General features: G+C 68.0%; 20 protein-coding genes and 1 pseudogene. All 21 read left to right on the top strand.

All coding sequences use genetic code 11. From position 1 onward, the window contains the following. Positions 1–19: 19 nt before the first annotated feature. Positions 20–238 (top strand): DUF2285 domain-containing protein, encoded by a 219-nt coding sequence (locus QMX81_RS16710; RefSeq protein ID WP_345782442.1) that lies wholly within the window; start codon positions 20–22, stop codon positions 236–238. A gap of 114 nt (positions 239–352) precedes the next feature. Beyond that, positions 353–577, top strand: coding sequence for a DUF6499 domain-containing protein (locus tag QMX81_RS16705; RefSeq protein WP_063987299.1), 225 nt, complete (start codon positions 353–355; stop codon positions 575–577). A 7-nt stretch (positions 578–584) separates the two neighbouring features. Continuing rightward, on the top strand, positions 585–1,127 hold the full coding sequence (locus QMX81_RS20965; RefSeq protein WP_336619095.1) for a DUF2285 domain-containing protein: 543 nt from the start codon (positions 585–587) through the stop codon (positions 1,125–1,127). Positions 1,128–1,266: 139 nt separating this feature from the next. Beyond that, positions 1,267–1,548 (top strand): helix-turn-helix domain-containing protein, encoded by a 282-nt coding sequence (locus QMX81_RS16695; protein ID WP_063987301.1) that lies wholly within the window; start codon positions 1,267–1,269, stop codon positions 1,546–1,548. An 18-nt stretch (positions 1,549–1,566) separates the two neighbouring features. Further along, positions 1,567–2,343: pseudogene (locus QMX81_RS16690) on the top strand (replication initiator protein A); the annotation flags it as partial. A 350-nt stretch (positions 2,344–2,693) separates the two neighbouring features. Further along, positions 2,694–3,347, top strand: a complete 654-nt coding sequence (gene parA / locus QMX81_RS16685) for a ParA family partition ATPase (protein ID WP_063987303.1) — start codon at positions 2,694–2,696, stop codon at positions 3,345–3,347. Continuing rightward, complete coding sequence (locus tag QMX81_RS16680) at positions 3,344–3,598, top strand: hypothetical protein (RefSeq protein ID WP_063987304.1); 255 nt, start codon at positions 3,344–3,346, stop codon at positions 3,596–3,598. Before parA ends, QMX81_RS16680 begins: the two co-directional genes overlap by 4 nt. Beyond that, positions 3,595–4,116: a DUF2840 domain-containing protein gene (locus QMX81_RS16675; protein WP_063987305.1), complete on the top strand. Its 522-nt coding sequence runs from the start codon at positions 3,595–3,597 to the stop codon at positions 4,114–4,116. Before QMX81_RS16680 ends, QMX81_RS16675 begins: the two co-directional genes overlap by 4 nt. Further along, entirely contained in the window at positions 4,113–4,658 is a 546-nt protein-coding gene (locus tag QMX81_RS16670; RefSeq protein WP_063987306.1) for a S26 family signal peptidase, read from the top strand. Before QMX81_RS16675 ends, QMX81_RS16670 begins: the two co-directional genes overlap by 4 nt. A gap of 66 nt (positions 4,659–4,724) precedes the next feature. Continuing rightward, positions 4,725–5,060 (top strand): DUF736 domain-containing protein, encoded by a 336-nt coding sequence (locus tag QMX81_RS16665; RefSeq protein ID WP_063987334.1) that lies wholly within the window; start codon positions 4,725–4,727, stop codon positions 5,058–5,060. A gap of 4 nt (positions 5,061–5,064) precedes the next feature. Then, positions 5,065–5,781 (top strand): lytic transglycosylase domain-containing protein, encoded by a 717-nt coding sequence (locus tag QMX81_RS16660; protein WP_063987307.1) that lies wholly within the window; start codon positions 5,065–5,067, stop codon positions 5,779–5,781. A gap of 133 nt (positions 5,782–5,914) precedes the next feature. Beyond that, complete coding sequence (locus tag QMX81_RS20960; RefSeq protein WP_336619094.1) at positions 5,915–8,122, top strand: DUF3363 domain-containing protein; 2,208 nt, start codon at positions 5,915–5,917, stop codon at positions 8,120–8,122. 204 nt (positions 8,123–8,326) lie between these two features. Continuing rightward, positions 8,327–10,318 (top strand): conjugal transfer protein TraG, encoded by a 1,992-nt coding sequence (locus tag QMX81_RS16650; protein ID WP_063987309.1) that lies wholly within the window; start codon positions 8,327–8,329, stop codon positions 10,316–10,318. Between the two features lie 11 nt (positions 10,319–10,329). Continuing rightward, positions 10,330–10,767: a CopG family transcriptional regulator gene (locus tag QMX81_RS16645; protein ID WP_063987310.1), complete on the top strand. Its 438-nt coding sequence runs from the start codon at positions 10,330–10,332 to the stop codon at positions 10,765–10,767. Positions 10,768–10,936: 169 nt separating this feature from the next. Continuing rightward, positions 10,937–11,968 (top strand): P-type conjugative transfer ATPase TrbB, encoded by a 1,032-nt coding sequence (trbB, locus tag QMX81_RS16640; RefSeq protein WP_282263146.1) that lies wholly within the window; start codon positions 10,937–10,939, stop codon positions 11,966–11,968. Next, positions 11,965–12,297, top strand: a complete 333-nt coding sequence (locus QMX81_RS16635) for a TrbC/VirB2 family protein (protein ID WP_063987312.1) — start codon at positions 11,965–11,967, stop codon at positions 12,295–12,297. The genes trbB and QMX81_RS16635 overlap by 4 nt, the downstream gene beginning before the upstream one ends. Further along, positions 12,297–12,569, top strand: coding sequence for a VirB3 family type IV secretion system protein (locus QMX81_RS16630; RefSeq protein ID WP_063987313.1), 273 nt, complete (start codon positions 12,297–12,299; stop codon positions 12,567–12,569). The genes QMX81_RS16635 and QMX81_RS16630 overlap by 1 nt, the downstream gene beginning before the upstream one ends. A 14-nt stretch (positions 12,570–12,583) precedes the next feature. Further along, positions 12,584–15,022: a conjugal transfer protein TrbE gene (trbE, locus tag QMX81_RS16625; RefSeq protein ID WP_063987314.1), complete on the top strand. Its 2,439-nt coding sequence runs from the start codon at positions 12,584–12,586 to the stop codon at positions 15,020–15,022. Next, on the top strand, positions 15,019–15,777 hold the full coding sequence (trbJ, locus tag QMX81_RS16620) for a P-type conjugative transfer protein TrbJ (RefSeq protein ID WP_282263140.1): 759 nt from the start codon (positions 15,019–15,021) through the stop codon (positions 15,775–15,777). The genes trbE and trbJ overlap by 4 nt, the downstream gene beginning before the upstream one ends. Positions 15,778–15,787: 10 nt before the next feature. Next, positions 15,788–16,165, top strand: a complete 378-nt coding sequence (gene trbK-alt / locus QMX81_RS16615) for a putative entry exclusion protein TrbK-alt (RefSeq protein WP_063987316.1) — start codon at positions 15,788–15,790, stop codon at positions 16,163–16,165. Positions 16,166–16,167: 2 nt separating this feature from the next. Then, the coding region (gene trbL, locus QMX81_RS16610) for a P-type conjugative transfer protein TrbL (RefSeq protein WP_282263136.1) at positions 16,168–17,097 on the top strand (930 nt) is incomplete at its 3' end.

Below are 17,097 nucleotides of genomic sequence, written 5' to 3'. Positions count from 1 at the left end.
CGCGCCGCCGGGCAGCCATGTGCTCACGGCCTACGACCGTGAGCACATGGCTCTCTACATGCGTCTGATCGACTCGGCCCGCGACGGCGCCGCCTGGCAGGAAGCCGTCCAGGCCATCTTCGGCCTCGATCCCGCGCACGACCCCGAGCGTTGCCGCCATGTTCACGACTCGCACCTGGCGCGGGCGCGCTGGATGACGGAACAGGGCTACCGCGAGTTGACCCGCCCTCGGCACTGACCCGCCGCGATGCCGACTTGGCATCGCGCTTTGCCCACCACCGAGCTTCCATCGGGCGGCCCTGTCGGGAATCCTTTCTTCCCGCACAATCACTTACGCAAAGGGAGGATCGCGATGACGCCCAATGCAGCAGGCTGGCGCTCCTCCGCCGCTTATGAACACATCGCCGAGATGAGCCCGTCCGATCTCGCCTGGGAGTGGCTCCGGCGCAACGACGCCTATGTCGAAGACTACCGGGAGCTGAGCGAGGGAAAGACCGACATCCAGACGCTGACCGACAAGATCCGGCGCCGATGGGGGTTGCGATTTCCCCGCGGACCCGCAGGCCCCACCATCTGAAGCCCGCATCGTCTGGCTGCCCGCGAACGATACAAGCGCCGTCTTTCTGGGGCCGGCCCCTGCGGGTCTCGCCGAGGACACCGATCCGCAACCGACCTTCGATGCCGCCTACCGCATCGGAGACCATGACGAAGACATCCTTCTCTACGATCTCGGTGACGGCCAAAGTGTCCAGCTCGTCATCGAGACGGCCACGCCGGTCGACAGACCCCTTGCCGCCATCATTCCTCTGGGTCGGGACGGATTCGATCGTGTCCGATCCCTTTGCCGTCTGCTGGCCACCCTTCACGGCCGGGCCATCCCGCCGGACACCCGGCTGACGGCGCAACAGCGCCTGCGATTGCGCCGGATGCTGCAATGCTTCGACGGCTATCGCGATGGCGCGACCCAGCGGGAAATCGCGCAGGTCATCTTCCACATCGCCCGGCTCGACCGCCAGGCGTGGCAGGACGCCTCCGCCCGCCACGCCATCAAAACCCTGCTGCGGGACGCGCGCGCCATGATCGCCGGCGGCTATCGCGCCCTGCTGCGACACCGCCGGCCGGACTGATCGCGCCGACGCGATAGCCGGTGGGCGATTTTAGGCCCCCCAACTTCGCCCTGCATCGCGCCGGTCCTGCTTCGCCATCGTGGCCTTCGCTCGCCGCTGATCTCCAGCGGCCTTCACGAAGCTCACGGAGGCCCCATCCATGCGACCCGATCTCGCCGTTCTCCCGCCGCGCTTCCTGCGCACCAAGGAAGCCGCCGAGTTTCTCAGCCTGTCCGCCCGCACGCTCGAAAAGCATCGGACCTACGGCACCGGCCCGGCCTATCGCAAGCTCGGCGGCCGCGTCGTCTATGCCGTCGACGATCTCGAAGCCTGGGCCGCGCGCGGCGCCGTCACCTCGACCTCCGATCCGCGCGGTTCGATCCTTCCCGCGAAGCGTCACACGCCGCCGCCGCTGGCCCAAGCCGCCCGGCGCCCACGCTGATCGCCGACGAACCCCCGAATGGCGGCGCGGCGGCAATCCCGATCGGAGCGCGAACAGCTCGACCTGTTTCGGGCGCTCCCTGGCGAGTTCGCTGCCCGAGATGCGCAGGATCTCATGGCCTATCCCTTCTTCTCCCTCTCCAAGTCCCATCGCACCGCGCCGATCGACTTCTGCGCCGGGGGCGTGTCGATCCGCGTCGAGGCCGTGCCCGATCATGGCATGGCGACCATCTGGGACGCCGACATCCTAATCTGGGCGGCGAGCCAGATCGTCGAGGCGCGCGACGCGGGCCTGCGCACCTCGCGCCTGCTGGTCGCCACCCCCTATGAAATCCTCAGATTCATTGGCCGCGGCACGTCCTTGCGCGACTATCAGCGTCTCAAGGCCGCGCTCGACCGGCTACAATCGACGACGATCTGCACCTCGATCCGTCAGTCCACCGAGGGCCGGCGGCATCGCTTCTCCTGGATCAACGAGTGGAAGGAGCGCACCGACCGGAACGGCAAGCCCGACGGGATCGAGCTGATCCTGCCCGACTGGTTCTACCAGGCCGTCCTCGACGACGCGCTCGTGCTGACGATCGACCGCGCCTATTTCGGCCTGACGGGCGGTCTCGACCGCTGGCTCTATCGAATTGTCCGCAAGCACGGCGGCCGTCAGCGCAACGGCTGGCGTTTCGACTTCCGCCACCTCCACCAGAAATCAGGCGCGCTCTCCCCCTTCAAGCGCTTCGCCTTCGAGCTGCGCGACATCATCCGGCGCCAGCCGCTCCCCGGCTACACGCTGTTCCTCGAGATCGAGGGCGGCGGCCGCACGCTGCTCGCCTTCGAACCACAGCCCACCTGTGGAAAAGCTGTGGATGGCGTCGTGCCATCGGGAACCCGAGGGCGCGTGCCATCAGGAACCGAACCCTCGTGCCAACGGGAACCGAAACCGGCCTTAACCCATGGCGCGAAAAGCGAAAATCGCGCTCTTAACTTAGAGTCTAACAGAGACTCTAACTTTGAAGAACGCGCCCGCGAGGTGGAAAACCTCGTCCAGCAGGCCACGAAGGCCCTCAGCGTCGCCGGCAAACGGCGACCCGAAGCCGCCGACACGCATCCCCTCCCGCAGCTCCCTTTCACTCCCGTTCCGGGAGGACGGCGATGATCGTCGCGCTCCTCAACCAGAAGGGCGGCGTCGGCAAGACGACGCTGGCGCTGAACCTCGCGGGCGTTTGGGCGAGCCAGGGCAAGCGCGTCACCCTGATTGACGCGGATCCGCAAGGCTCGGCGCTGGACTGGTCGCAGCAACGCAGCCGTGAGGGCCTGGCTCGCGCCTTCGGTGTCGTCGGCCTCGCCCGCGATACGCTGCACCGGGAAGCGCCGGAACTGGCCCGTGACGCCGACATGATCGTGATCGACGGGCCGCCCCGCGTCGCCAGCCTGATGCGTTCGGCGCTGCTCGCCGCCGACCTGGTGCTGATCCCGGTGCAGCCATCGCCCCTCGACGGCTGGGCCTCCGCCGAGATGCTGGCGCTCATCGGCGAGGCGCGCATCTACCGGCCGGAGCTGGTCGCGCGCTTCGTGCTCAATCGTTGCGGCGCGCGCACCGTGCTCGCCCGCGAGACGGCCGCGACCCTGGCCGATCACGATCCTCCCGTCCTCGCCGCCACCATCGGCCAGCGCGTCGCCTTCGCGGCCGCCGCGCAGTCCGGCCAACTCGTCTCCGAACTGGACGACGGCACGCCCGCCGCGCGCGAGATCGTGGCGCTGGCGGACGCGATCGAGCGATTGAGCATCGGGAGGGCGGCGCGATGAACGGGCGCTCGTCCCGCAATGGCTTCGCCTCCCGGCCCGCCGATCCCGAGCGCTGGGTCAAGGCGGCCGACAACTCGCCGCGCGATGCCGGCGCCAGCGGCTACACAGCCCGGCTGACCATCGACGTGACGCCGGCGCTGCGCGGCCGGATCAAGATCGCCGCGTTCGCTCGCGGCGTCACGGTCGCTGACATGCTGCGCGAGTTGCTCGCGCGCGAATTTCCCCCGACCGCCGAAGGAGACCCATCATGACCGACGCCGCGGTTTTCCGCGCGCAAGGCGGCCCCATGCCGCGCGCGCATCTCGCCGACAGTCTCACCCATGTCGAGCTGACGCATGTCGAGAAGCGGATCGAGAACTGGATCAGGTTCGGCCACGAAGCCCATGAACAGGTGCTCGACCGCCGCCGCCGCGTCTTCTCTTTCCGGCCGGGCAGCCTCTTCGCCTTCGTGCGTTGGGCCGCCAACGACTTCGGCACGATCATCTCGCGCATCGACATCGTGCGCGCCGTCGCGCCAGGCGAAGCCTACCAGACGCTGCCCTTCGTGCGCCCCGGCGGCGACATCCTGCTGAAGATCGAGGGCTGGCCCAAGGTCGAACAGGTGCTTCGCCACATCGACGCCGTGGAAGCCCTCGGCATCGACGCCTGCAACGTGGCCCCCGATCACTGGCGTCATGTCGGCAACCGGATCGGCGCGGGCCATGAGCCGCGCGCCTACACGCTGGAGCGCCACGCGGCATGGCTCAAGCGGCGGGAGATCGGGCTATGACCCGCTTCGGCTATGTCATGACGACCTATGCCGTGACGATGGGCGTCGCCATTGCCGCCTTCGTCCCGATCGCACCGCGCCTCGTCTGGAACGCCTCGGCCAGCGCGCCGATCGGCCTCTATGACCTCGCCCCGCCGCACCCTCTGACGGTTGGCGATCTGGTCGCCGCCCTCCCGGACAAGCCGCTCTCCGACTTCATCGTCGGGCGCGGCTATATCGGCCGCAACGTGCCGCTGATGAAGCGTGTCATGGGCCTTCCCGGCCAGCAGGTCTGCCGCACCGGGGACGTCGTGACCGTCGACGCCGTGCCGCTTGGACGGGCGCTCGACCGCGACCGGCTCGGCCGTCCGCTGCCGGTCTGGCGAGGCTGCCGGCGCATCGGCGATGGGCAGGTTTTCCTGATGAACCCCGATGTCCGCGACAGCCTCGACGGCCGCTATTTCGGCCCGCTTCCGGCGCGCACCGTCATCGGCAAGGCGAGCCCACTCTACACCGACGAGGACGGCGACGGCCGCTTCGTCTGGCGCGCGACGACGCGTTGACCGCTTCCCGTCGTCGGGAGCGGTGCCCGCCGACGGCTTTCCAACACCACCGCCATGGAGATCATCATGTCGCAGATCGGCACCTTCACCCGTCAGCAGTCCGGCTTTGTCGGGCGCGTCCACACCCTCACGCTCTACTGCGAAGTCACTGCCGTCCCCGCCGAGTCGTCGGATACGGAAAACGCCCCGGACTATCGCCTCCATCAAGGAAATGACGATGGGCCGGAGATCGGCGCGGGCTGGAAGCGCACAGGCGAGCGTGCCGGCGAATACATCGCTTTCCTGATCGACGATCCGACCTTGCCGCAGCCGATCCGCGCCAATCTGTTCCGCGACGACGACGCGGGCAGCGCCTGGTCGCTGCACTGGAGCCGTCCGCAGAAGCGTGACGGAAAGGACTGACGCGATGCGGCGGACCTCACTCCTTCTCCTTGTGGGCCTGACGTGCGGTTGCGGGCTCGCGGTCCCGGTCCTGGCGCAGCCGTCGAGCATCGCCGCTTCGCCCGCCCGCGATCCTTTCGGCGAACTCATCGCAGAGGGGGCGCAGCGCTTCGCGCTTCCCGCGGCATGGATACGCGCGGTGATGAAGGCCGAGAGCAATGGCGATCCCCGCGCTGTCTCACCCAAGGGCGCAATGGGCCTGATGCAGATCATGCCGGCGACATGGGCGGGCTTGCGTGATCGCTACCGCCTTGGAGCCGATCCTTACGATCTGCGCGACAACATCATCGCGGGTGCGGCCTATATCCGCGAGCTGTATGACCGCTATGGCTCGCCCGGCTGGATCGCGGCCTATAACGCCGGTCCTGGACGTTACGAGGACTGGCTGAAGGGCCGTCCTCTGCCGGCCGAAACACGCGCCTATGTCGCCGCCGTCGCGCCGTCACTCGGCGATGGCGACGCATCCGCGCCGATCCTGATCGCTGCGGCCGACCCGCTGGCCTGGACCCGCGCGCCGCTGTTCGTCGCACCGTCGGCGCGCGCAACGGCGGCTGGTCCTTCGCCAGCCGAACGCACCTCCAATGACGCTGACACGATGCCGGGCGTGCGCGATGTTTCCGCCATCGCGCCGCAGTCCGGCGGTCTGTTCATCGCACGGGCGGACACGGAACGGCAGCCATGAGGCTCGCAATCGCGTCCGCCCGGCGGGAGGTTCCGGTGTGCAGGGGATGGGGCTGGCGACGGCCTCATCCCCCGGCAGAAGGGGCGAAACAGGCAGGAAGGCGGGAGGGCAAGATTAAAGCGGACGGCACCCTATGGGTCCGATCCGGGGGCCAAGCCCTTGTCTGCACACTGTTTGGGGCGGCACCATCGCCAGGCCGGCAGGGTGCCGTGAGTTCTGCAAAAGCCAGCATTTTCAGCCTTTGTCGCGGCACTCCTGCCCAAGATCGGCAGCTTCGTGCGGATCGCCGACCGTGAGCGATGACGACGACAGCTTTCGGCCGAGGCCTGGCCGCATCCGCTCCAAGGGCGCGAAGGCCGGTCAGACCAGGAGCTTCCTCAGCAAGGTTCGGAAGATCGCCCGACAGCAGCAGGCCGGACCAGGCCGACGCTCCTCCGCCAAGGGTGGAGGTCCCGGCCGGTCGGCGAATGGCCGGAGCGTCGTCGCGTCCGGCCGCGGCGTGCAGCGCGGGCGAGGCGCATCCTTCGTGCGCGCCCGCAACCTGTCGAACGGCTGGAGTCATCGCCAGCCCGGCAGCCGGCGCGTGATCGTCAAATCCCGGTCGGTTCGCGCCCCAGGCCGCAGCGGCAAGGCCGCCGCCCATCTGCGCTACATCCAGCGCGACGGCACGGCCCGCGACGGCGAGCGGGGCCGGCTCTATTCGGCGACTGAGGATCGCGCCGATGGCGACAGCTTCCTCGATCGCGGCAAGGACGATCGCCACCAGTTCCGGTTCATCGTCTCGCCGGAAGACGCCGCCGATCTCGCCGACCTGACCGGCTACACCCGCGACCTGATGGCACAGGTCGAAACCGACCTTGGCACGAAGCTCGACTGGGTCGCCGTCAATCACCACAACACCGGCCACCCGCATGTCCATGTCATCGTCAACGGCCGCGACGCCTTGGGCGAGGATCTCGTCATCAATGGCGACTATCTCGCCAACGGCATACGCGAGCGGGCAAGCGAACGGGCGACGCTCGAACTCGGCCCCGTCACCGAGATCGAGCAGCGCCGAAAGCTCTTGGCCGAAATCGACCAGGACCGGCTTACCCGCATCGACCGGGCGATGATCGCCGAAGCCGAGGATCGCTTCATCGACCTGCGTCACGAGCCGGACGACCTGCGCGGCCAGGCCGACCGGACGCTGCGGTTGCGCCGTCTCGGCAAGCTCGGCAACATGGAGCTTGCCACCGAACATGCGCCCGGCGTCTGGGAATTGAGCGACCGGCTGGAACCGACGTTGCGCGAGTTGGGCGAGCGCGGCGACATCATCCGCACCATGCAGCAGGCGTTGCGGGCCGAAGGCGCCGAGCGCGATCCGATGACGTTCCAGATTCACGACGCCGCGCCGGTCGCGCCGATCGTCGGCCGCGTCATCGACAAGCATTTGTCCGACGAGTTGGGCGAGACCCTGACGCTGGTGGTCGATGGCATCGACGGACGCACGCACCATGTCTCCGGCATCGACCCAACCCGCGTCGAGGACGCGCGCATCGGCAGCGTCATCGAGATCGGGCCGCCGGACAGCACCGGCCGCCCGTCCGATCCCGCCATCGCCGGCCTCGCCGAGGACGGCATCTATCGGCCGAGCCGCCATCTGGAGCAGGCGCGGTTCGACGGCCATGTGCCGAACGGCGACTATGAGGGTTTCGTCGACGCCCATGTCCGGCGGCTCGAGGCGTTGCGCCGCGCCGGCATCGCCGAGCGCATCGACGCCGACCAGTGGCGCATCCCCTCCGACTTCGAGGCGCGAGCCGCCGCTCATGACGCCGGGCGGAACGGCCGCGCCAATATCCGCATCCTCTCGACCTTCGATCTGGAGCGCCAGATCGGATCGGACGGCGCGACCTGGCTGGACCGGCGGCTTGTCAGCACGGATACCTCCGACCTGTCGCCGGCCGGCTTCGGCGCACAGGTGCGCGAGGCGATGGATCGCCGCCGCGACCACCATGTCGATCAGGGCGACGCCGCCCGTCAGCCGGACGGCCGCATCGCCTACCGGCGCAACCTGATCGCCACGCTTCGGGAACGTGAGGTCGCCCGCGCCGGTGAGGAGCTGGCGGCGAAGAAGTCGCTGCCGTTCCGCATGGCCGCCGAGGGCGAGACCGTGACTGGCGCCTTCACCGGAACCGCGCAGCTATCGAGCGGCAAGTTCGCCATCGTCGAGAAGTCCCATGAGTTCACCCTCGTTCCGTGGCGGCCTGTCATCGACCGCCAGCTCGGCCGCGAAGTCATGGGCGTCGTCCAGGGCGGGTCGGTATCGTGGCAGTTGGGCCGGCAAAGGGGGCTGGGCATTTGAGGCGAGCTGTCTCCGCCCCAAACGGAGCCTGGATGGCGGCCTTCAGGGCCAGGGCGGCGGTAAGCGCGGCGCGGCGACGCGACACGAACCATCCGTTTTGTCATCCATGGCATCCGAAACCTCGACGCTTGGGATTTTCTATTGCTTCTCGCCAAAGCGGATACTCTCTGATCGGCTCCATCTCTTTTGCCGGCCGGAGCCTTTATGTCTGGAACCCGTGTCCTTTGGGGACAAGTCGCCATCGTCCTGTCCATCGTGCTCACCGCCATCTGGTGTGCGACGGAATGGACGGCGTGGCGTCTCGGCTTTCAGGCGCAGCTCGGACAGCCGTGGTTCGAGGTGGCGGGCTGGCCGTTCTATTACCCGCCGATCTTCTTCTGGTGGTGGTATTGCTACGACGCCTATGCGCCGTCGATCTTCATCGAGGGCGCCTATATCGCGGCCTCGGGCGGGTTCATCTCGATCGCCGTCGCCATCACCCTGTCGGTGCTTCGGGCGCGGGACGAGAAGGACGTCGTCACCTATGGTTCGGCGCGCTGGGCCGAACCGGCGGAGATCCGGGCCGCCGGACTGCTCGGCGCGGACGGCGTGATCCTCGGCCGCTACGACCGCGACTATCTCCGACACGATGGCCCGGAGCATGTCTTGTGCTTCGCGCCGACCCGATCGGGCAAAGGCGTCGGCCTCGTGGTGCCCACGCTGCTGACCTGGCCGGGCAGCACGATCATCCACGACATCAAGGGCGAAAATTGGGGCCTGACCGCCGGCTTCCGGTCCCGGCATGGCCGCGTGCTGCTGTTCGATCCCACCGACCCGGCGTCGTCGGCCTACAATCCGCTGCTCGAGGTGCGGCGCGGCGACAAGGAAGTCCGCGACGTGCAGAACATCGCCGACATTCTCGTCGACCCCGAAGGCGCGCTCGAGAAGCGCAACCATTGGGAAAAAACCAGCCATTCGCTGCTGGTCGGCGCGATCCTCCATATTCTCTACGCGGAACCCGACAAGACGCTCGCCGGCGTCGCCAACTTCCTTTCCGATCCGAAACGTCCCGTCGAAGCGACGCTGCGCGCCATGATGAACACGCCGCATCTGGGCGAAGCCGGCGTCCATCCCGTCATCGCGTCATCGGCCCGCGAACTGCTGAACAAGAGCGACAACGAACGCTCCGGCGTGCTTTCGACCGCCATGTCCTTTCTCGGCCTCTACCGCGATCCCGTCGTGGCGAAGGTGACGGCGCGCTGCGATTGGCGCATCGCCGATCTCGTTGCGGCAGACAGACCCGTCAGCCTCTATCTCGTCGTCCCGCCGAGCGACATCAATCGCACCAAACCTCTGATCCGCCTGCTGCTCAATCAGGTCGGGCGGCGGTTGACCGAAGACCTGAAGACCTCGGCCCATCGCCATCGGCTGCTGTTGATGCTGGACGAGTTTCCGGCGCTCGGCCGGCTCGATTTCTTCGAGTCTGCCCTGGCCTTCATGGCGGGCTACGGCATCAAGTCCTTCCTGATCGCGCAGAGCCTCAACCAGATCGAAAAGGCGTATGGCGCGAACAATAGCGTGCTCGACAACTGCCATGTGCGCGTTGCCTTCGCCACCAATGACGAGCGCACCGCCAAGCGAGTGTCGGACGCGCTCGGCACCGCGACCGAGATGCGCGACTCCACCAACTATGCCGGCCACCGGCTTTCGCCCTGGCTGGGGCATCTGATGGTGTCGCGGCAGGAGACGGCCCGGCCGTTGCTCACCCCCGGCGAGGTGATGCAGCTCCCGCCCGCCGATGAATTGCTTCTGGTCGCGGGCGTGCCTCCGGTGCGGGCGAAGAAGGCCCGCTACTACGAGGATGCGCGGTTCCGCGAACGTATCCTGCCGCCGCCGAAACCCGCGGGCGCGAAAGCGTCGGCGAAGCCCCCCGCCGACGATTGGTCCGCCTTGGCGATCCCGACCGCATCCGCGGGCGCGAGGCCGGGGAGCGCAGCCGGCATGACCGCCGATCCCGCCAACGCCGGCATCCGCCGCGAGCCGGAATTGCCAGAACATGAGGAAATCGCGCCGCCCGAGCGCCCGGCGCTCGGAGAGTTCGACCTGCTCGACGACGAACCGGACCTCGATGCCGCCAAGGCCCGCAGTCTCCGCCTGCGGGCCGGGTCCATCGCCCGGCAGGCGACGATGGACCCGGCCGATGGCGTCGAGTTGTGAGGCGACTGGCCATGCACACCAAGACCCGCATGAACGTCTATTTCGAGCCGGAGCTTCTGAAAAAGGTCGAGGCACTGGCGCTCCGGCGCCGCGTCTCCAAGTCCGCCGTCATCGAAGCCGCCGTCGCCTCCTTTCTGTCAGCTGACGCATCGGAGCGATTGGAGGCCGTCTTCGCGCACCGCATGGACCGGCTTGGCCGCCAGATCGACGGCATGGACGAAGACCTGGCCATTCTCGGCGAGACGCTGTCGCTGTTCATCCGCTTCTGGCTGACCATCACGCCGCCGTTGTCCGACAGCGCGCAGGCATCGGCGCGGGCCAAGGGCGTGGAGCGGTTCGAGAGCTTCCTGCAAACACTCGGCCGGAAACTGGCGACCGGGGATCGCTTCCTCAGAGATCTGTCGCGAGACATCGACTCGCAACGCAGCAAAACCGCCGACCCGGAGTAAGGGGCGGCAATGAATTCGGCGGGACTTTACTCAACACCGCCGTTCTCCTGTATTTGCGCGCTACGCTACTACTCTCGCAAATCCTTGTTGAGCCGGCGTGATTTCTGGCTCTTTTAATCATCCCCGTCCGGGGACCGTCTGATTTCTCCCCGGCTGGATCGGGGATCGGATGGCGATTTCGCAGAACAATTCGGAAGGACTGGCGCGCGGGGCGCGGATGCTGCGCACCGCGCTCGGCCCCGCCATCGCCCGCTTCATGGAAGACGCCTCCGTCGTCGAGGTGATGCTCAATCCCGACGGGCGCATCTGGATCGACCGGCTCTCGGAAGGGCTGGCCGACACGGGTGAGCGCCTCTCGCCCGCCGATGGCGAGCGCATCATGCGCCTGGTCGCACACCATGTCGGCGCTGAGGTCCATGCCGGCAGCCCGCGCGTCTCAGCCGAGTTGCCCGAGACGGGGGAGCGGTTCGAGGGCCTGCTGCCGCCGGTGGTGGCGGCCCCGGCCTTCGCCATCAGGAAGCCCGCCGTCGCCGTGTTCGGCCTCGACGACTACGTGAGCGCCGGGATCATGTCCGCCGCGCAGGCCGAGGCGCTGCGCCAGGGCGTCGCCGCCCGCGCCAACATCCTCGTCGCGGGCGGCACTTCGACCGGGAAGACGACGCTCACCAATGCGCTGCTCGCCGAAATGGCGAAGACTGCCGACCGCGTCGTCATCATCGAGGACACGCGCGAGCTGCAATGCGCCGCGCCCAACCTCGTCGCCATGCGGACGAAGGACGGCGTCGCCTCGCTGTCCGATCTCGTCCGCTCCTCGCTTCGCCTGCGCCCCGACCGCATCCCGATCGGCGAGGTTCGCGGCGCGGAAGCGCTGGACTTGCTCAAAGCCTGGGGCACCGGCCATCCCGGCGGCGTCGGCACGATCCACGCCGGCAGCGCCATCGGCGCGCTGCGGCGCATGGAACATCTCATCCAGGAAGCCGTCGTCACCGTCCCGCGCGCGCTGATCGCCGAGACGATCGACCTCGTGGCCGTGCTCTCGGGTCGCGGCCCCGCACGCCGTCTCTCCGAACTCGTCCGCGTCGAGGGCCTCGGCCCGGACGGCGATTACCGCGTCGCGCCTGCCGTCAGCCCCCCGGCCTGCGCGAACGGCGGCCCCGCGCCCTCTCTCATCCCCGCCAGCCCCGAAGGAGAAGCCCTGTGATCCAACGCCTGCACCAAATCCGTCCTCGCCTCGTCGCGGCGCTATCCATCGCCACGCTCTCCGTGCTGATGGCGGCTCCCGCCCACGCCTCCGGCTCGTCGATGCCGTGGGAAGCGCCGCTGCAATCCATCCTGGAGTCGATCGAAGGTCCGGTCGCCAAGATCATCGCGGTCATCATCATTATCATGACCGGCCTGACGCTGGCCTTCGGCGACACGTCCGGCGGCTTTCGCCGCCTGATCCAGATCGTGTTCGGCCTGTCGATCGCCTTCGCCGCCTCGAGCTTCTTCCTGTCGTTCTTCTCCTTCGGCGGCGGAGCGCTGGTCTGATGCTGGGCGCGGCCGAAGACGTGCCGGGCTTCACCGTGCCGGTTCACCGGGCGCTGTGCGAGCCGATCCTGCTCGGCGGCGCTCCGCGCGCCATCGCCATCATGAACGGCACGCTGGCCGGCGCGCTCGGCCTGGGTCTGCGCCTCTGGCTGGCCGGCATCGTGATCTGGGCCATCGGCCATGTCGCGGCGGTGTGGGCGGCCAAGCGCGACCCGCTGTTCGTCGACGTCGGCCGCCGTCACCTGCGCATCCCCGCGCACCTCACGGTCTGAGCGGGAGAGCGACGATGATGAATCTCGCCGAATATCGCGACAAGAACACCCGGCTTGCCGACTTCCTGCCTTGGGCGGCGCTGGTCGGCACGGGCGTCGTGCTCAACAAAGACGGCAGCTTCCAGCGCACGGCGCGCTTTCGCGGCCCCGATCTCGATTCCGCCGTCGCGGCCGAGCTGGTCGCGGTCGCGGGCCGCCTCAACAACGCCTTCCGCCGCCTCGGCTCCGGCTGGGCGATCTTCGTCGAAGCGCAACGCCATCCCTCCAACCGCTATCCCGACGGCCATTTTCCCGACGCCGCGTCGGCGCTGGTCGATGCCGAGCGCAAGGCCGATTTCGAGGAAGCAGGCGCGCATTTCGAGTCCAGCTATTTCTTGACCTTCGCCTGGCTGCCGCCGGCCGAAGACGCGGCCCGCGCCGAAGGCTGGCTCTACGAAGGCCGTGAGCAGAAGGGTTTCGATCCGCACGAGGCGCTGGGCGGCTTCACCGACCGCACCGACCGGCTGCTGCGCCTGGTCGAAGCCTTCATGCCCGAATGCCGGTGGCTCGATGACGGCGAGACGCTGACCTATCTCCATGGCTGCGTCTCCACGCATCGGCACCGTGTCCGCGTTCCCGAGACGCCGATCTATCTCGATGCGCTGCTGGCCGATCAGCCGCTGACCGGCGGCCTCGAGCCGCGTCTCGGGCAGGCGCATCTGCGCGTCCTCACCGTCACCGGATTTCCGACAGCGACGACGCCGGGCTTGCTCGACGAATTGAACCGGCTGGCCTTCCCCTATCGGTGGAGCACCCGCGCGATCCTGCTCGACAAGACCGATGCAACGAAGCTGCTGACCAAGATCCGCCGCCAGTGGTTCGCCAAGCGCAAATCGGTCGCCGCGATCCTCAAGGAGGTGATGACCAACGAGGCATCCGTCCTGGTGGACACGGATGCCTCGAACAAGGCGGCGGACGCCGATCTCGCGCTCCAGGAACTGGGCGCCGACTACGCCGGGATCGCCTATGTCACCGCGACGGTGACGGTGTGGGACACCGATCCGCGCGCCGCCGACGAGAAGCTGCGCCTGGTCGAGAAGGTCATCCAGGGCCGCGACTTCACCGCGATGGCCGAAACCATCAACGCGGTGGACGCCTGGCTCGGCAGCCTGCCCGGACACGTTTACGCCAATGTCCGGCAGCCGCCGATCTCCACCCTCAATCTCGCCCACATGATCCCCCTCAGCGCCGTGTGGGCGGGGCCGGAACGGGACGAGCACTTCGCAGCGCCCCCGCTGCTATTCGGCAAGACCGAAGGCTCGACCCCGTTCCGGTTTTCCCTGCATGTCGGCGACGTCGGTCATACCCTGATCGTCGGCCCGACGGGCGCCGGTAAATCCGTTCTGCTGGCGCTGATGGCCTTGCAGTTCCGCCGCTATGCCGGCGCTCAGGTCTTCGCCTTCGATTTCGGCGGTTCGATCCGGGCGGCGGCGCTGGCGATGGGCGGCGATTGGCATGACCTCGGCGGCGATCTTTCCGATGGCTCGGAAACCTCCGTCAGCCTTCAGCCGCTGGCCCGCATCCACGATGTTCCCGAGCGCGCCTGGGCCGCCGACTGGATCGTCGCCATCCTGACCCGTGAAGGCGTCGCCATCACGCCGGAGGTGAAGGAGCACATCTGGACGGCGCTGACCTCGCTGGCCTCGGCGCCGGTCGAGGAACGCACCATCACCGGCCTTTGCGTGTTGCTCCAGTCCAACGACCTCAAGCAGGCGCTTCGCGCCTATTGCATCGGTGGCCCCTATGGGCGGCTGCTCGACGCCGAACGCGAGCATCTCGGCACGGCGACCGTGCAGGCGTTCGAGACCGAGGGGCTGATCGGCACCGGCGCGGCGCCGGCGGTCCTCTCCTACCTCTTCCACCGCATCGAGGACCGCCTCGACGGATCGCCGACCCTTCTCATCATCGACGAGGGCTGGCTCGCGCTCGACGACGAAGGCTTCGCCGGCCAGATCCGCGAATGGCTGAAGACGCTCCGCAAGAAGAACGCCAGCGTCGTCTTCGCCACGCAATCGCTCTCCGACATCGACGGCTCGTCCATCGCGCCCGTCATCATCGAGAGCTGCCAGACCCGGCTGCTCCTGCCGAACGAGCGAGCCATCGAGCCGCAGATCACCGCGATCTATCGCCGCTTCGGCCTCAACGACCGCCAGATCGAGATCCTCGCGCGGGCCATGCCCAAGCGCGACTACTACTGCCAAAGCCGCCGCGGCAATCGCCTGTTCGAGCTGGGGCTGTCGGACGTCGCCCTCGCGCTCTGCGCTGCTTCCGCCAAGACCGATCAATCCGCGATCGCACGGCTGCTCGCCGAACACGGGCAGGCCGGCTTCCTCGTCGCCTGGCTCCGCCACCGCGATCTCGGCTGGGCGGCCGACCTCATTCCAACGCTCACCCTGAAGGATAAACTGCCATGACCTTGCTTCGCTCCCGCGCGGCGCGGCTCGCCGCCGCGCTGCTCCTCGCCCCTGTCGCGCTCACCCCAATGCTGGCGACGCCGGCCCAGGCCCAATGGACCGTGTTCGACCCCACGAACTATGTGCAGAACGTGCTGACGGCCGCCCGCAGCCTTCAGCAGATCACCAACCAGATCACCTCGCTTCAGAACGAAGCGCAGATGCTCATCAATCAGGCCCGCAATCTGGCGAGCCTGCCCTACTCGTCGCTGCAACAGCTTCAGCAGTCGGTGCAGCGCACGCAACAACTGCTCCAGCAGGCTCAGAACATCGCCTACGACGTCCAGCAGATCGACCAGGCGTTCCAGACCAAATACGCCAATGTGTCGATGTCGGCGTCGGACGCGCAACTGATCACCGACGCCAAGACCCGCTGGCAGAACACGGTGGGCGGTCTGCAAGACGCCATGCGTGTGCAGGCCACGGTCGTCGGCAATATCGACACCAACCGCACGCAGATGTCGGCGCTGGTCGGCGCCAGCCAGTCGGCGACGGGCGCCTTGCAAGCGACACAGGCCGGCAACCAGCTCCTCGCCCTCCAGGCCCAGCAGCTCGCCGACCTCACCGCCGTCATCGCCGCCAACGGGCGAGCACAGGCACTGCAATCGGCGGAACAGGCCGCCGCCGCCGAACAGGGCCGCGAACAGCGCCGCCGCTTCCTGACGCCGGGGACCGGCTATCAGCCCGGCAACGCGCAAATGTTCCACGGCAACTGAGGGCGACCCGATGGACGGCAAGACCCTCGCGCGCCTCGGCGCTGTCGTCTTCGTCGCGATCGCGGTCACGGCGACCGCGATCGAGATGACCCGCAAGGACGACCGGCAAAACAGCCCGACGGCGCAGACGCGCACCGTGACGGAACGCGATCCGCTCGGCGCGGAGCTGGCGCGGTGCAGCGCCATGGGCGAAGCCGGGCCGCGCGATCTGTCCTGCCTGCGAGCGTGGGACGAAAACCGCAAGCGTTTCCTCGGTCAGTCGGCTCCGGCTCCGGCACCCGCGCCGGCGGGACCGGCGACATTGTTCCCGAACGCCCCCGCCGAGGCGGCTCCCGACGACGCCGCGCCCGCCATTCAGGCGGAGCCCTCTCGGCCCGAGGTGCGCTGATCGTGGGCGGCACCGGCGTCATCGACCATTTCCTCGAGGTCTTCACCCGCTACATCGACGGCGGCTTCGGCCTTCTGCAACCCGAGGTCGGCTTCATCGCCACGACGCTCATCGTCATCGACGTGACGCTCGCCGCCCTGTTCTGGAGCTGGGGCGCGGACGAGAACATCATCGCCCGGCTGGTGAAGAAGACGCTGTTCGTCGGTGTTTTCGCCTACATCATCGGCAACTGGAACAATCTCGCCCGTATCGTCTTCGAGAGCTTCGCCGGCCTGGGCCTGAAGGCATCCGGCACGAGCTTCACCGTCACCGACCTGCTGCGTCCCGGCAAGGTCGCGCAAACCGGCCTCGACGCCGGACGGCCGCTGCTCGATTCCATATCCAGCCTGATGGGCTACTGGTCGTTCTTCGAGAACTTCATCCAGATCGTCTGCATGTTGTTCGCCTGGGCGCTGGTGCTGCTCGCCTTTTTCATCCTCGCCATCCAGCTCTTCATCACCCTGATCGAGTTCAAGCTGACTACCCTAGCCGGCTTCGTGCTGATCCCCTTCGGCCTGTTCGGCAAATCCGCCTTCATGGCCGAACGGGTGCTCGGCAACGTTATCTCGTCCGGTATCAAGGTGCTGGTGCTTGCCGTCATCATCGGCATCGGCTCGACCCTGTTCTCCGAGTTCACCACTGGCTTCGGCGGCGCCACGCCGTCGATCGACGACGCGATGGCGATCGTGCTCGCCGCCTTGTCGCTGCTGGGCCTCGGCATCTTCGGCCCCGGCATCGCCAACGGCATTGTCTCAGGCGGGCCGCAGCTCGGGGCAGGCGCCGCGATCGGAACCGGCCTGGCCGCGGGCGGTGCGATCGCGGCCGGGGCCGCTGCCGCAGGCGCGGCTGTTTCCGGCGGCGCGGCCCTTTCCGGTGGCGCTGCCGCCGGCAAG

Source organism: Stenotrophomonas sp. PS02301, from assembly GCF_029959485.1.
GTDB classification, from domain to species: Bacteria; Pseudomonadota; Gammaproteobacteria; order Xanthomonadales; family Xanthomonadaceae; genus Stenotrophomonas; species Stenotrophomonas maltophilia_Z.
Note: the sequence above shows the minus strand (reverse complement) of the source record. Positions and strands in the feature narration are given on the sequence as shown.

What these genes read in the sequence shown, in the direction of transcription:
- QMX81_RS16630 (WP_063987313.1), top strand. Translation starts at nt 12,297, where the DNA reads ATGCTGGGCGCGGCCGAAGACGTGCCGGGCTTCACCGTGCCGGTTCAC.
- QMX81_RS16660 (WP_063987307.1), top strand. Translation starts at nt 5,065, where the DNA reads ATGCGGCGGACCTCACTCCTTCTCCTTGTGGGCCTGACGTGCGGTTGC.
- parA (WP_063987303.1), top strand. Translation starts at nt 2,694, where the DNA reads ATGATCGTCGCGCTCCTCAACCAGAAGGGCGGCGTCGGCAAGACGACG.
- QMX81_RS16670 (WP_063987306.1), top strand. Translation starts at nt 4,113, where the DNA reads ATGACCCGCTTCGGCTATGTCATGACGACCTATGCCGTGACGATGGGC.
- trbK-alt (WP_063987316.1), top strand. Translation starts at nt 15,788, where the DNA reads ATGGACGGCAAGACCCTCGCGCGCCTCGGCGCTGTCGTCTTCGTCGCG.
- QMX81_RS16695 (WP_063987301.1), top strand. Translation starts at nt 1,267, where the DNA reads ATGCGACCCGATCTCGCCGTTCTCCCGCCGCGCTTCCTGCGCACCAAG.
- QMX81_RS16705 (WP_063987299.1), top strand. Translation starts at nt 353, where the DNA reads ATGACGCCCAATGCAGCAGGCTGGCGCTCCTCCGCCGCTTATGAACAC.
- trbJ (WP_282263140.1), top strand. Translation starts at nt 15,019, where the DNA reads ATGACCTTGCTTCGCTCCCGCGCGGCGCGGCTCGCCGCCGCGCTGCTC.
- QMX81_RS16650 (WP_063987309.1), top strand. Translation starts at nt 8,327, where the DNA reads ATGTCTGGAACCCGTGTCCTTTGGGGACAAGTCGCCATCGTCCTGTCC.
- QMX81_RS16680 (WP_063987304.1), top strand. Translation starts at nt 3,344, where the DNA reads ATGAACGGGCGCTCGTCCCGCAATGGCTTCGCCTCCCGGCCCGCCGAT.
- QMX81_RS20960 (WP_336619094.1), top strand. Translation starts at nt 5,915, where the DNA reads ATGGGTCCGATCCGGGGGCCAAGCCCTTGTCTGCACACTGTTTGGGGC.
- QMX81_RS16645 (WP_063987310.1), top strand. Translation starts at nt 10,330, where the DNA reads ATGCACACCAAGACCCGCATGAACGTCTATTTCGAGCCGGAGCTTCTG.
- trbB (WP_282263146.1), top strand. Translation starts at nt 10,937, where the DNA reads ATGGCGATTTCGCAGAACAATTCGGAAGGACTGGCGCGCGGGGCGCGG.
- QMX81_RS16675 (WP_063987305.1), top strand. Translation starts at nt 3,595, where the DNA reads ATGACCGACGCCGCGGTTTTCCGCGCGCAAGGCGGCCCCATGCCGCGC.
- QMX81_RS16665 (WP_063987334.1), top strand. Translation starts at nt 4,725, where the DNA reads ATGTCGCAGATCGGCACCTTCACCCGTCAGCAGTCCGGCTTTGTCGGG.
- trbE (WP_063987314.1), top strand. Translation starts at nt 12,584, where the DNA reads ATGATGAATCTCGCCGAATATCGCGACAAGAACACCCGGCTTGCCGAC.